The sequence below is a fragment of the Yersinia enterocolitica subsp. enterocolitica genome, from assembly GCF_901472495.1.
GTDB lineage: Bacteria > Pseudomonadota > Gammaproteobacteria > Enterobacterales > Enterobacteriaceae > Yersinia > Yersinia enterocolitica.
Genome location: NZ_LR590469.1, coordinates 3,566,888 through 3,580,282 on the forward strand (window position 1 = coordinate 3,566,888; position 13,395 = coordinate 3,580,282).

Consider the following 13,395-nt stretch of genomic DNA (forward strand, 5'->3'; position numbering starts at 1 on the left):
CTTATTCCCCCTGAGCGGCAACTGGCGCTTGTGCCAGTAAGTTACGAACCCGGGTTTGCATCAATTTTTCCAGCATCGGCTGGCTCTTCAATTGATCAGGCACGTCCATTGAAATTGACTGCTGACTCAGGCTCTCCAATTCATCCAGAAACGCCTTGGTATTCGGGTCATTCACATCAAAATAGGCGCGAACCCAGGTAGAAATCGTCTCTAGCGACTGTTTATACACTTCATCCTGATGGCGAGGCACGGCCTGAGCGGCGACCAGCAAGCGGGAACGGATATTTTCACGTAAATAAACGTCCTGATTGGGTGCTAACAGTGGCTCAGCGCTGCTATCGCGGCGGCGAATAGTAATAAAGTCAGACATAAAGCTATGCCAGCTTTTGGTCAGATTCTGACGCCACTCGGCTAATGAACTGGACAGCTCATCGCTATTGGCATCCATCGGGGAATCATCAATATTGTTATCGGCGAGACGCAGGTTATCGACCTGATTCGACAATTGATTCAATTTGAGAATAATACCGTCGAAATCGACTTGCGTGACTGCCGAAAGGGTACTGATATCTTCGGTTAAGGCCCGACGCACGTCGATAAGGCTTGGGTCATTCATATCGGCCAGACTGGCATCGGCACTTTTCAGTAATGTGGCGGCAGTGGTGACATCCTGATCACTCCAGAGTTTACGCCCTGCCATTTTCACCAGAAAATCAGCTTGTGCCAGTAACCAGGTTTTGGCATCACTTCCTGAAATAGTCGCGACTTTTTCTTGTAACTCGTTTAGTTGGCGCGTCAGCGAGGTTTGTTGGCGGTCAGCCGCCTCCAGCGCTTTGCCTTGTTGTTGCAACAATGACTCAAGCTGCTGTTTTTCCTGCAACTGACTCTGCTTTAATTCGGCTAACTGTTCTTGCAGCGCAATATTTGCCGCTTCTTGTAACTGAGCCTGCTGGTGTCCGTGATAATAAAGCCCGGCACCTAGCGCGATGGCCAGTGCAATAGCAATGGCGCCCAGAATTGGCCCGGATTTTTTCTCCCGGCGGATTTCTGGTTCTGGCTGTTGGTGCCTCTCAGCCGCGGTGGTTGTCTCTTCCACTGGTGCGGATGGGGTATTTTGTTCCGTCATATTGGGCATCCCATAGTCAGGTTTCAGGTTTATTAAAAATCTTGTAGTGCGCGGATCAGCGCATCATTATCAGCATTCTCTGCGACCCGGATATTGCTCCAGCCCATTTGGGCTGCTAAGGCCGCCAAACGATCGCTCACGACCACTAGCCGGCAGTGGAGCAACCAGGAAGAACGATAATAATCAGGAACTAAAGTATAGATCTGTTGTAGCATTTCGCCGCTGGTAACGACCAGAATATCGACTCCGGAACGCTGCCAGTGCGCACCTTGTTCACTGCCATCATAAAAAATAGGACTGCGTTGATAACACTCGCAAAAAGTCACCGTTGCACCCCGCTCCCTCAGGCTTTCACCAAGCAGCTCTCGCCCGCCATTACCGCGCAATAACAGTGCCTTCTTACCTGTCAGTTGTTGCAGGTCGGGCAATGATAATAGCATCTCGCTGGTTTCTCCCGTTGGGGGGAAGGTGATGTGCAAGCGGCTGGCAGTATGTAATGCTAATGCAGTGTTACGACCAATAGCATAATAAGATAACTGTGCAGGCCATGACAGGTTATTTCTTTTTAACAGAGAGTTAGCGTAGCGAACTGCGTTTTGTGATAAAGCAAAAACCAAATCACCCGCCTGCATATCTTGCAGTAATGCAGGCAGTTTGGGCAGGTCATCGCCGGGTGAGAAATCAATCAAGGGTGCATGCCAGGCAACCCGGCCCAGCGCACGCAGGCGGCTGACTAACTGCTCCCCGGCAGGGGATGGACGGGTGACCAGAATCGTCATAGCGGTGGATTATCCTGATAAACCTCAGCCAGTATCTCTCTGGCACCCCGTGATAGCAGCTCATCGGCCAGTTCAACACCCATTTGCTCTGCATTTTCAGCCGGCCCTCGGCGTTCACCGCGAATAATTTCACTGCCATCAGGGGCACCGACCAATGCGCGAAGCCACAGTGTATCACCGTCCAATTCGGCATAACTGCCGATAGGCACCTGGCAACCTCCTTCAAGGCGGGTATTCATGGCGCGTTCAGCGCACACGCGCAATTCAGTCTCGCGATGATTCAATGGTGCTAGTAATTGACGGGTAAAATTATCATCGAGACGGCATTCAATACCGACAGCACCTTGACCGACCGCAGGCAATGACTCCTCAGCAGGCATGGCATAACGAATTCGCGTTTCCAGCCCGAGGCGCTTGAGGCCAGCAACGGCTAAAATAATGGCGTGGTATTCACCTTTATCTAACTTGGCAAGACGCGTGCCGACGTTACCGCGCAGGTCACGGATAATCAGATCAGGGCGGCGCTCACGCAATTGACACTGACGGCGCAAGCTTGATGTGCCCACAATGCTGCCAGCGGGCAACTCATCCAAATGAGCATAATTTATTGATACGAAAGCATCGCGAGGGTCATCACGCTCACAAATGGTGACCAGACCCAATCCTTCAGGGAAGGCAATCGGGACATCTTTCATTGAATGAACGGCAATATCTGCTCGTCCTTCCAATAGCGCTAGCTCTAATTCTTTAACAAACAAACCTTTACCACCAACCTTTGCCAGTGGCGTGTCCAGAATGATGTCCCCACGGGTCACCATTGGCACCAATTCGACTTGCAGGCCTGGGTGATTGGCTTGCAGTAAATGTTGAACATAATGTGCTTGCCATAAGGCGAGCGGGCTTTGTCGCGTGGCAATTCGAATAATTTTGTCTAACATTGCTTGTTACCGTTTTTATATTTTACGGCCCATCCTACCATTGACCGATGAAGGCTGTCAGTGTGGTCGCTACGGCCTTAACGGTTTTTTGCCTGATACTGGACTATTACTGACCATGACTTTGGCAAGAGATAGGCATTATAATTGTAGGGATAGCTTTACTTTCTTTACGGTCAATCGGCAAGGTGTTAGATTGATCACGTTTCCAGCAATAATTCGTTAACTGTTATTCAAACAATATGTCTTCAAACAAAATGTTTTTTGGTCAGTTCAACAAAAACCATATTTTCGCTGAAAGTCAAAAAAAGCCATAAGCGAATCTGGAACACGGTTTTTTTTCTAAGCACCGGAACAATTCTAAGCACCGGAGCAATTTTAAACACCGGAACAATCAGGCGAGACGTCTTGTACCTCTACATCGAGACACTAAAACAGCGACTGGATGCGATCAACCAATTACGAGTCGATCGCGCCTTGGCGGCCATGGGGCCAGCCCTCCAAAAGGTCTACAGTCTGCTACCGACCCTATTACATTGTCATCATCCACTGATGCCGGGCTACCTTGATGGTAACGTTCCCCATGGCATCTGTCTTTTCACGCCCAATGAAACGCAACAGGATTATCTCTCTGAGGTTGAAGCCAAATGGGGCCAACCTTTGCAGCAGAGTGTGGGCGGTGAACTGCCGATTACCGGCGTCTACTCAATGGGAAGTACTTCATCTATTGGTCAGTGCCATACGTCCGATCTGGATATCTGGGTGTGTCACCAAGCCTGGCTTGATGCTGAAGAGCGCAACCGCCTGCAAAAGAAATGTAGTCTGCTGGAAAAATGGGCTGCATCAATGGGTGTTGAAGTCAGTTTCTTCCTGATAGATGAAAACCGTTTCCGCCATAACGCCAGTGGTAGTCTGGGGGGCGAGGATTGCGGCTCTACCCAACATATTTTATTGCTGGATGAATTTTACCGCAGTGCGGTTCGTCTGGCTGGGAAACGTATTCTGTGGAATATGGTCCCGGTTGAAGAAGAAAATAATTATGATGATTACGTGCTGTCGCTGTATGCGCAGGGCGTATTAACTCCGAATGAATGGCTGGATCTGGGCGGTTTGAGCACCCTGTCAGCGGAAGAGTATTTCGGGGCCAGTTTGTGGCAATTGTACAAGAGTATCGATTCGCCTTATAAAGCGGTGCTGAAAACGGTTCTGCTTGAAGCCTATTCTTGGGAATACCCTAATTCCCAACTGTTGGCGATGGAAATCAAGCAGCGTCTGCATGCCGGTGAAATTGTGGCATTTGGCCTTGATGCTTACTGCATGATGCTTGATCGCGTCACCCGCTACCTGACCCAAATTAATGACACCACCCGTTTGAACCTGGTGCGTCGTTGTTTCTATCTGAAAGTGTGTGAGAAATTATCCCGAACCCCTGCAAGTGTGGGCTGGCGTCGTGAAATTCTCAGCCAATTGGTCAGTGAATGGGGCTGGAGTGACGAGAGTCTGGCGGTGTTGGATAACCGCGCGAACTGGAAGATTGAACGGGTGCGTGAAGCACATAACGAGCTGTTAGATGCCATGATGCAAAGCTATCGTAATTTGATTCGCTTTGCGCGGCGCAACAACTTGAGTGTTAGCGCCAGCCCGCAGGATATCGGCGTTCTGACCCGCAAACTGTATGCGGCATTTGAAGCCCTACCGGGTAAAGTGACTCTGGTCAACCCACAAATTTCACCGGATCTTTCCGAAGAACACCTGACCTTTATTCATGTGCCAGCGGGCCGTGCTAACCGTCCGGGCTGGTATCTGTATAACCAAGCGCCGTCGATGGAGACGATTGTCAGCCATCAGCCGCTGGAATATAACCGTTATCTGAATAAATTGGTGTCATGGGCCTATTTCAACGGCTTATTAACCAGCAAAACGCACCTGCATATTAAAAGTGCCAATCTGTGCGATACCGTCAAACTGCAAGAGTTGGTGACAGATATCTCTCACCACTTCCCATTGCGTCTGCCAGCGCCGACACCTAAAGCGCTGTATAGCCCGTGCGAGATTCGCCATTTAGCGATTATCGTCAATCTGGAACATGACCCAACTGCGGCTTTCCGTAATCAAGTGGTGCATTTTGATTTCCGCAAACTGGATGTTTTCAGTTTTGGCGAGCAGCAGCAGTGCCTGGTTGGTAGTATCGATTTGTTGTATCGCAATTCATGGAATGAAGTGCGGACGCTGCATTTCAGCGGTGAACAGGCGGTATTGGAAGCGTTGAAAACAATTTTAGGCAAAATGCATCAGGATGCGGCTCCGCCAGAATCCGTGGATGTGTTCTGCTATAGCCAACACTTACGTGGCTTGATTCGTACCCGTATCCAGCAATTGGTTTCTGAATGTATTGAACTGCGCTTGTCCAGTACTCGCCAGGAACCGGGCCGTTTCAAAGCGGTGCGAGTTGCCGGTCAAACATGGGGCTTGTTCTTTGAGCGCCTGAGTGTCTCGGTGCAGAAATTGGAAAATGCCGTCGAATTCTATGGTGCGATATCCAATAACAAGTTGCATGGGTTATCGATTCAGGTCGAAACCGATCAAATTCATCTGCCGCCAGTTGTGGACGGTTTTGCCAGCGAAGGGATTATTCAGTTCTTCTTCGAAGGCACCGCAGATGAGAAAGGATTTAATATTTATATCCTGGATGAGACCAACCGCGTTGAGGTTTATCATCATTGCGAAGGCAGCAAAGAGGAGTTAGTGCGGGATGTTAGCCGTTTCTATTCATCTTCCCACGACCGCTTTACTTACGGCTCCAGCTTTATCAACTTCAACTTGCCGCAGTTCTACCAAATTGTGCAGTTAGATGGTCGAACTCAGGTGATTCCTTTCCGTAGCAATGCGTTGTCTCATCTGCATATTGCGGATAAAGAAACCTCCGCGCCGGCGCAGCAGTTTCAGCTACATTGATTTCCCCTGTGTCCTTGACGCCGCAGGGGTGTTAGCTGCGCGCGCTTACCCGAATCACTGACTTGAGTCAGCTCATCGGGATGCGTTTACTGGCTGCCTACCTGCAACTCCAATGACTTTGGGTAAACTAAATCTCGAGGCCTTGACGCCGCAGGAGTTAGCTTGAGCGACTAGCTAAAACTCACGACTTCGCCAGCTTGCGCGGTCGCTGCTTCGGATAGCTTGGTAAAGAACTCTTCGCCGTTGCGCGAGCAATACCAGTGCCCTTCGCGGTAATCAAAATGATAACCGCCCGCTTTAGTTGCCAACCATACCTGATGTAATGGCTCCTGGCGGTTGATAACAATCTTGCTGCCATTCTCAAAAGTCAGGGTCATCACCCCGCCATTGGTTTCATAATCGATATCGCTATCGCCACTAAAACCATCCAGTGTTTCTTCAATGCAAAGCATCAATTGATCGGCTAACTGATGAAACTCGCTGTCGTTCATATTCAATTCCTATTGCTTTTCATGATCCACCTGCGATTATAGAGGCCTTGGACGCGTGAATCACAGGCAATAACACATTTACCGGCGTCAAAACAATTTACAGGCGTTAAAAAATGAAAAAGAAACTATGTTGGTCACTGACTGCGATGATGGTGTTCGCGTTGAGCGGTTGTGGTCTGAAAGGCCCGTTATATTTCCCACCGTCAGATAAACCCAAGGTCGAAACGACCAAACAAGACAGCGGTCAGGTCGATAAAAATCAGCAGGGTTTACCGGGCGATTCAAAACCGACCCAAAGTATCGCTGGGCCACAGTGACAATCCTTTACGCCGCCAGATTGAGTCAGTACCGAATGTAGCCAGTACCGAAAATTTAGCCGGTCAATAAAAGTCAGCGGAGTATGAAATGCAGTTCTCCAAAATGCACGGTCTTGGCAACGACTTTATGGTTGTCGATGCAGTTACCCAAAATGTTTACTTTTCGCCGGAGTTGATCCGCCGATTAGCAGACCGGCACACTGGCGTGGGCTTTGATCAAATGTTGGTGGTTGAGCCACCTTATGATCCTGAGCTGGATTTTCACTACCGTATTTTTAATGCCGATGGCAGCGAAGTCTCTCAGTGTGGCAATGGCGCGCGCTGTTTTGCCCGTTTTGTCCGACTGAAAGGGCTGACCAATAAACGCGATATCAGTGTCAGCACTCAAACCGGTCGTATGATATTGAGTGTGACTGAAGACGAACTGGTGTGCGTCAATATGGGCGAACCCAATTTCGAACCGCAGAGTGTTCCTTTCCGTGCGGCTAAAGCTGAAAAAACCTACATTTTACGTGCCGCCGAGCACACCGTGTTATGTGGTGTCGTTTCGATGGGCAATCCTCATTGTGTGATGCAGGTTGATGATGTTTCGGTTGCCAATGTTGCCTTGCTAGGCCCAGTATTAGAAAGCCATGAGCGCTTTCCCGAACGGGCTAATATCGGCTTTATGCAGGTTGTGAGCCGTGAACATATCCGCTTGCGGGTGTATGAGCGTGGAGCCGGTGAAACTCAGGCTTGTGGTAGCGGGGCTTGTGCGGCCGTGGCGGTTGGTATTCAGCAAGAATTGTTGGGTGAAGAGGTGCATGTTGAATTGCCGGGTGGCAGTTTGCATATCAGTTGGAAAGGGCCGGGTCACCCGCTGTATATGACCGGGCCAGCCACCCATGTGTATGACGGATTTATTCATTTATAGTATACCCGTCATACTTCAAGCTGCATGTGTGTTGGCCGCCTTCGTTCACCCCAGTCACTTACTTATGTAAGCTCCTGGGGACTCGCTCAGTTGCCGCCTTCATGCAACTCGAATTATTTAGGGTATAAATGTTCATTACGATGGGTGTTAAATGAAAAGTTCTGAGGAGCAGGCGCTAGCGGGTATCGAGTTAGACGACGATGCCGTTATGCAGTATTTATTGCAAAATCCCGACTTCTTTATCCGCAATGCTCGTTTGGTTGAACAGATGCATATTCCCCATCCGGTTAGAGGCACAGTCTCGCTGGTGGAGTGGCAACTGGGGCGTCAGCGTAACCAGATAGGTCAGTTGGAAGAAGAGATTACGTTACTGATGGAGCAGGCGGGTCTGAATGAAGTGTTATTCAACCGGTTACTGCAACTGCAAGGTAATCTTGCCGCCGCCAGTAGCTTGCAAGATATGCTCAATCGTTTGCAGCGCTGGGCCAGAGATTTTGGGCTGGCTGGTGCAAATGTCAGATTGTTTACTGACCGTTGGCAAATCGGTGCGCCATCTGACTTCACCCATTTGGGTCTGTCTCGCCATGCTTTTGAGCCAATGCGCATTCAGCGGCTGGGGAATGCTCGCCATTATCTTGGCAGCCTGAATGGGCCGGAGCTGCTGCTATTATTGCCGCAAGCTAAGCAAGTCGGGTCTGTGGCATTGTCGTTGCTGGGCAAAGAGGGTGATCTGGGGGTTATCGTTTTCAGCAGTCGTGATATCCAGCATTATCAGCAAGGCATGGGCACTGTGATGCTGAATCAATTATCCATGTTATTGCCGAGCCTGCTGGAGCGCTGGATAGAGCCAGTATGACTGATTTCAGTACTTCACTTGCCCCGCAGGTAGAGGCTTTTCTGCGTTACCTCAAAGTTGAGCGCCAACTTAGCCCGCTAACTATCACCAGCTATCGACGTCAGTTGCAAGCGCTGATGGAAATGGGCGAACAGATGGGGTTGGCACACTGGCAAACACTGGATGCCGCGCAAGTGCGCTCGTTGGTTTCGCGTAGTAAACGCGCCGGTTTGCACTCATCCAGCCTGGCTTTGCGACTCTCGGCTTTGCGCAGTTTCCTCAACTGGCTGGTCAGTCAGGGCGTACTGCAAGCCAACCCGGCTAAAGGGGTCAGTACCCCGCGTTCTGGCCGTCATCTGCCGAAAAATATTGATGTCGATGAGGTCGATAAACTGCTGGATATCGACCTGAATGACCCACTGGCAGTGCGTGACCGGGCGATGCTGGAAGTCATGTATGGCGCGGGCTTGCGCTTATCTGAACTGGTCGGAATGAACTGCAAACATGTCGATCTGGCGAGTGGTGAAGTGTGGGTGATGGGTAAGGGTAGCAAAGAGCGCAAAGTCCCTATCGGCAAGACGGCAGTTAAGTGGCTGGAGCATTGGCTGGAACTGCGTGAATTGTTTGAACCGCAGGATGACGCCATCTTTTTAGCCAATACCGGGAAGCGGATTTCAGCGCGAAATGTGCAAAAACGCTTTGCCGAATGGGGGGTCAAGCAAGGGGTCAGTAGCCATATTCACCCGCATAAACTACGCCACTCTTTCGCCACCCACATGCTGGAATCCAGTGGCGACCTGCGTGCCGTGCAGGAGTTACTCGGCCACGCCAATCTGACCACCACACAAATTTATACTCATCTAGACTTTCAACATCTGGCAACAGTGTATGATGCTGCTCATCCACGGGCCAAACGAGGCAAATCCTGATGCATTTTTATCGTCCACTTGAACGTATTTCCGCCATTACCTTCGATTTGGATGACACCTTGTATGACAATCGGCCGGTGATATCCCGTACAGAACAAGAGTCTGTGGCATTTTTACAGCAGTACCACCCCAATTTGGCGCAGTTACAAGCCGCAGATTTACACCGCTTTCGCCGTGAATTACTGGAGCAAGACCCGGACATTTACCACGATGTCACTCAGTGGCGCTGGCATGCTATTGAGCTGGGGTTGATGCGTCATGGTTTGAGTAAGTCAGAAGCGCAATGTGGGGCTGATGCTGCTATGGAAAACTTTGCCCTATGGCGTAGCCGTATTTATGTGCCGCCGGCGACACACGATACCTTAAGCGCGCTGGCTGAGCATTATCCGCTGGTGGCTATCACCAATGGCAATGCGGACCCTAAAGCCTGTGGTCTGGATAATTATTTTCAGTTTGTCTTGCGCTCCGGCCCGCATGGCCGCGCCAAACCCTTCCGCGATATGTACCATAAAGCGGCTAATCATCTGGATATTCCGCTGAAAAACATCTTACATGTCGGTGATGACCTGACCACCGATGTGGCTGGCTCACTGCGTTGTGGTATGCAAGCATGCTGGATTAACGACCGCCAACAGAGCCTGATGACGGCCAGTGACAGCCGGTTATTGCCACATATTGAGATATCGCAGTTGGCTTCCCTGACAGCATTGCTATAATCCTCTGCAATAACTCTGTATAAATTCACAGTGAAATGATGTTAAAATCGCCGGATAACTGGCGATTTGGCTATTTTCCCTTACCCGATAAACGGTGCCTATGGACGTTTCTGATCTGTTCGACAGCCTGAATGAAAAACAACGTGAAGCCGTGGCCGCGCCACGCTGCAACCTGTTGGTACTGGCCGGTGCGGGCAGTGGCAAAACACGGGTGCTGGTTCATCGTATTGCCTGGCTGTTGTCGGTAGAAAATGCTTCCCCGTATTCGATTATCGCGGTGACCTTTACCAATAAAGCGGCAGCCGAAATGCGCCACCGTATTGAGCATTTGATTGGCACCAGTCAGGGCGGCATGTGGATTGGTACTTTCCACGGGTTGGCGCACCGGTTGTTGCGTGCTCACCATATGGATGCCAATCTGCCGCAAGATTTCCAAATCCTCGACAGTGACGACCAACTACGGTTATTGAAACGCTTGGTTAAAGCCTTGAATTTAGATGAAAAACAATGGCCTCCACGTCAGGCAATGTGGTACATCAACGGCAAAAAAGACGAAGGTCTACGTCCGCAGCATATTGAGAGCTACGGTAACCCGGTTGAAGCCACTTGGTTGCGTATTTATCAGGCCTATCAGGAAGCCTGTGACCGCGCGGGCCTGGTGGATTTTGCCGAGCTATTATTGCGTGCGCATGAGCTGTGGCTAAATAAGCCGCACATTCTGAATCACTATCGCGAGCGCTTTACCAACATTCTGGTGGATGAGTTCCAGGATACCAACAACATTCAATATGCCTGGATTCGCCTGCTGGCGGGGGATCGCTCCAATGTGATGATTGTCGGTGACGATGACCAGTCAATTTATGGTTGGCGCGGGGCGCAGGTGGAGAATATCCAGCGCTTCCTGAAAGATTTTCCCGGCGCTGAAACCATCCGATTGGAGCAGAATTATCGTTCGACCAGCAATATTCTGACGGCGGCAAACACCCTGATTGCTAATAATGATGGCCGCATGGGTAAGAACTTGTGGACTGATGGGGGGCAAGGCGAGCCTATCTCGCTCTATTGTGCCTTTAACGAGTTGGATGAAGCCCGGTTTGTGGTGAATCGCATTAAAGCCTGGCAAGACAACGGCGGTGCGCTGAATGATTGCGCCATCTTGTATCGTAGTAATGCCCAATCGCGTGTTTTGGAAGAGGCCTTGTTACAAACGGCGATGCCGTACCGTATTTATGGTGGTCAGCGCTTCTTCGAACGTCAGGAAATCAAAGACGCACTGGCTTATCTACGTCTGATTTCCAATCGTAACGATGATGCTGCTTTTGAGCGGGTGGTGAATACGCCGACTCGTGGGATTGGTGATCGCACATTAGATGTGATTCGCCAAACCGCGCGTGACCGTCAGTTAACCTTGTGGCAGTCAACCCGTGCCATGTTGCAGGAAAAAGTGCTGGCAGGCCGTGCGGCTTCTGCGCTGCAACGTTTTGTCGAACTGGTGGATTCACTGGCGCATGAAACAGCGGATATGCCGCTGCATGTCCAAACTGATCGAGTCATTCGCGATTCTGGCTTGTGGTCGATGTATGAGCAGGAAAAGGGCGAAAAAGGTCAGGCGCGTGTTGAAAACCTTGAAGAACTGGTCAATGCGACCCGCCAATACAGCTATCAGGATGAAGATCAGGATCTGATGCCACTACAGGCATTTCTTTCTCATGCGGCGCTGGAAGCCGGTGAGGGGCAAGCAGATGCCTATCAGGATGCAGTGCAACTGATGACTATCCATTCAGCAAAAGGGTTGGAGTTCCCGCAGGTATTTATCGTGGGTATGGAAGAGGGCATGTTCCCCAGTCAGATGTCACTGGATGAAGGTGGGCGTCTGGAAGAAGAACGGCGGCTGGCCTATGTTGGGGTCACGCGCGCGATGCAGAAACTGACACTCTGTTATGCCGAGAGCCGCCGTTTGTACGGCAAAGAAGTGAATCATCGGCCATCACGTTTTATCGGCGAATTGCCGCAAGAGTGCGTCGAAGAAGTGCGGCTACGCGCGACGGTCTCTCGCCCAGTAAGCCACCGTAGAATGGGGACGCCAATGAACGAAAATGACAGCGGTTTCTCACTGGGCCAGCGGGTGCGACATCCTAAGTTTGGTGAAGGCACTATCGTCAATTTGGAAGGCAGCGGTGAGCACAGTCGCTTGCAAGTAGCCTTCCCCGGTGAAGGGATTAAGTGGTTGGTGGCGGCTTATGCCAGACTAGAAGCCGTCTAAATTTACCCTGCGGCCTTGACGCCGCAGCGGCGTTAGCGGCACTCACTTACCCGAATCACTGACTAATGTCAGCTCATCGGGACGCGTTCATTTGCTGCCTTGCTGCAACGCCAATGACTTTGGGTAAATTCTGCGGCCTTGACGCCGCAGCGGCGTTAGCGGCACTCACTTACCCGAATCACTGACTAATGTCAGCTCATCGGGACGCGTTCATTTGCTGCCTTGCTGCAACGCCAATGACTTTGGGTAAATTCTGCGGCCTTGACGCCGCAGCGGCGTTAGCGGCATTCACTTACCCGAATCACTTATTCATGCGGCTCTCATCCTGAGCCGCCTGCTTTGCATCGGTTTCCGCTTGTAGCAGAATGGCTTTGCCCATCCACTGAGTAACATCCTGAATTCCGGCGTCATCCAAATGCCAAATATCTTTCAGCACCATAAACACTTCTGACCCATAAATTAACGAGAAAGCATGGATCACTCGTTGCAGTGCTTCTGGCGTTAACTTTCCTTCCAATGGCTCGACTGCCAGTTTTAACAACCGTTTACGGTTACCACGAATCAACTTTTCTTAATTATTTGGATTACTACGGTTGTCGGCCCATTGTTGTAACGATAAATGCAACGCAGCTCGCAGCACACCTTCGTGTTGCAACATCCGCGGATAAGCAAAAGACAATAATTCAGCAATTCGCTGACCGGCATCAGGTTGAGTCGGTTGCCACGCCAATATCGGCCCGAGGCTCTCATCAACCATGGCAGAAACCAAGGCACTTTGTGTTGGGAAATAGCGGTAAGCCGTGGCACGGGAAAGCTGGGCAGCGTTCGCCACTTCGGTTATTGATGGAAACGCGCCTTGTTCATACATCGACATCGCTGTATCGATAAGTAACCGCCGGGTTCTGGCCCTGATGGTGGTTAGTGATGGAGAGGCCTGTTCTGGTTTATCTTGATGGCTCACGGTCACTCCATAGTCTTGAGATCGTATTTGCGCCCACTATAACAAACCGCTCGCACAAATCGCCATGAATGCCCTTCACATTCAGATTGTTTTTGAGACGACAGTCTCACATTTAACCAATGCCCTTTGCGATAATGATACGGCAGTCTCAATATGATTCTATCTTAACCAACGC

11 protein-coding genes and 1 pseudogene are annotated in these 13,395 nt (G+C 50.4%); 7 read left to right on the top strand and 5 right to left on the bottom strand.

Going from position 1 to position 13,395, the window contains the following annotated elements; translation table 11 throughout:
- Position 1: 1 nt before the first annotated feature.
- From hemX to hemC, 3 genes are read right to left on the bottom strand one after another with little or no spacing between them, the layout of a single operon-like run.
- Positions 2–1,126 carry a uroporphyrinogen-III C-methyltransferase gene (gene hemX, locus FGL26_RS16930; RefSeq protein WP_005176188.1) on the bottom strand — a complete coding sequence of 375 codons (1,125 nt, stop codon included), beginning with the start codon at positions 1,124–1,126 and terminating at the stop codon, positions 2–4.
- Positions 1,127–1,158: 32 nt separating this feature from the next.
- On the bottom strand, positions 1,159–1,905 hold the full coding sequence (gene hemD / locus FGL26_RS16935) for a uroporphyrinogen-III synthase (protein WP_005176184.1): 747 nt from the start codon (positions 1,903–1,905) through the stop codon (positions 1,159–1,161).
- Positions 1,902–2,843 (bottom strand): hydroxymethylbilane synthase, encoded by a 942-nt coding sequence (hemC, locus tag FGL26_RS16940; RefSeq protein ID WP_005166104.1) that lies wholly within the window; start codon positions 2,841–2,843, stop codon positions 1,902–1,904. The genes hemD and hemC overlap by 4 nt, the downstream gene beginning before the upstream one ends.
- Before the next feature lie 405 nt (positions 2,844–3,248).
- Between hemC and FGL26_RS16945 the strand changes: the two genes are divergently transcribed.
- The gene (locus FGL26_RS16945) at positions 3,249–5,795 is read left to right on the top strand and encodes a class I adenylate cyclase (protein WP_138060254.1); all 2,547 of its coding nucleotides are present in this window, start codon (positions 3,249–3,251) and stop codon (positions 5,793–5,795) included.
- A gap of 170 nt (positions 5,796–5,965) precedes the next feature.
- Here FGL26_RS16945 and cyaY read toward each other — a convergent pair whose 3' ends face one another.
- Complete coding sequence (cyaY, locus tag FGL26_RS16950) at positions 5,966–6,286, bottom strand: iron donor protein CyaY (protein WP_005176178.1); 321 nt, start codon at positions 6,284–6,286, stop codon at positions 5,966–5,968.
- A 113-nt stretch (positions 6,287–6,399) separates the two neighbouring features.
- Here cyaY and lptM point away from each other — a divergent pair, with 113 nt between their 5' ends.
- From lptM to uvrD, 6 genes are all read left to right on the top strand, one after another.
- The gene (lptM, locus tag FGL26_RS16955) at positions 6,400–6,603 is read left to right on the top strand and encodes an LPS translocon maturation chaperone LptM (protein ID WP_005176174.1); all 204 of its coding nucleotides are present in this window, start codon (positions 6,400–6,402) and stop codon (positions 6,601–6,603) included.
- An 88-nt stretch (positions 6,604–6,691) separates the two neighbouring features.
- Positions 6,692–7,516 (top strand): diaminopimelate epimerase, encoded by an 825-nt coding sequence (gene dapF / locus FGL26_RS16960; protein ID WP_005176172.1) that lies wholly within the window; start codon positions 6,692–6,694, stop codon positions 7,514–7,516.
- Between the two features lie 151 nt (positions 7,517–7,667).
- A complete protein-coding gene (locus FGL26_RS16965) occupies positions 7,668–8,372 on the top strand; it encodes a DUF484 domain-containing protein (RefSeq protein WP_005176169.1) in 705 nt (234 codons plus the stop codon).
- The gene (xerC, locus tag FGL26_RS16970) at positions 8,369–9,280 is read left to right on the top strand and encodes a tyrosine recombinase XerC (protein ID WP_005176166.1); all 912 of its coding nucleotides are present in this window, start codon (positions 8,369–8,371) and stop codon (positions 9,278–9,280) included. The genes FGL26_RS16965 and xerC overlap by 4 nt, the downstream gene beginning before the upstream one ends.
- The gene (gene yigB / locus FGL26_RS16975) at positions 9,280–9,996 is read left to right on the top strand and encodes a 5-amino-6-(5-phospho-D-ribitylamino)uracil phosphatase YigB (protein ID WP_005176162.1); all 717 of its coding nucleotides are present in this window, start codon (positions 9,280–9,282) and stop codon (positions 9,994–9,996) included. Before xerC ends, yigB begins: the two co-directional genes overlap by 1 nt.
- A gap of 100 nt (positions 9,997–10,096) precedes the next feature.
- A complete protein-coding gene (gene uvrD, locus FGL26_RS16980; protein ID WP_138060255.1) occupies positions 10,097–12,259 on the top strand; it encodes a DNA helicase II in 2,163 nt (720 codons plus the stop codon).
- Positions 12,260–12,560: 301 nt separating this feature from the next.
- Here uvrD and FGL26_RS16985 read toward each other — a convergent pair.
- A pseudogene (locus tag FGL26_RS16985) lies at positions 12,561–13,220 on the bottom strand (TetR/AcrR family transcriptional regulator).
- Positions 13,221–13,395 lie beyond the last annotated feature (175 nt).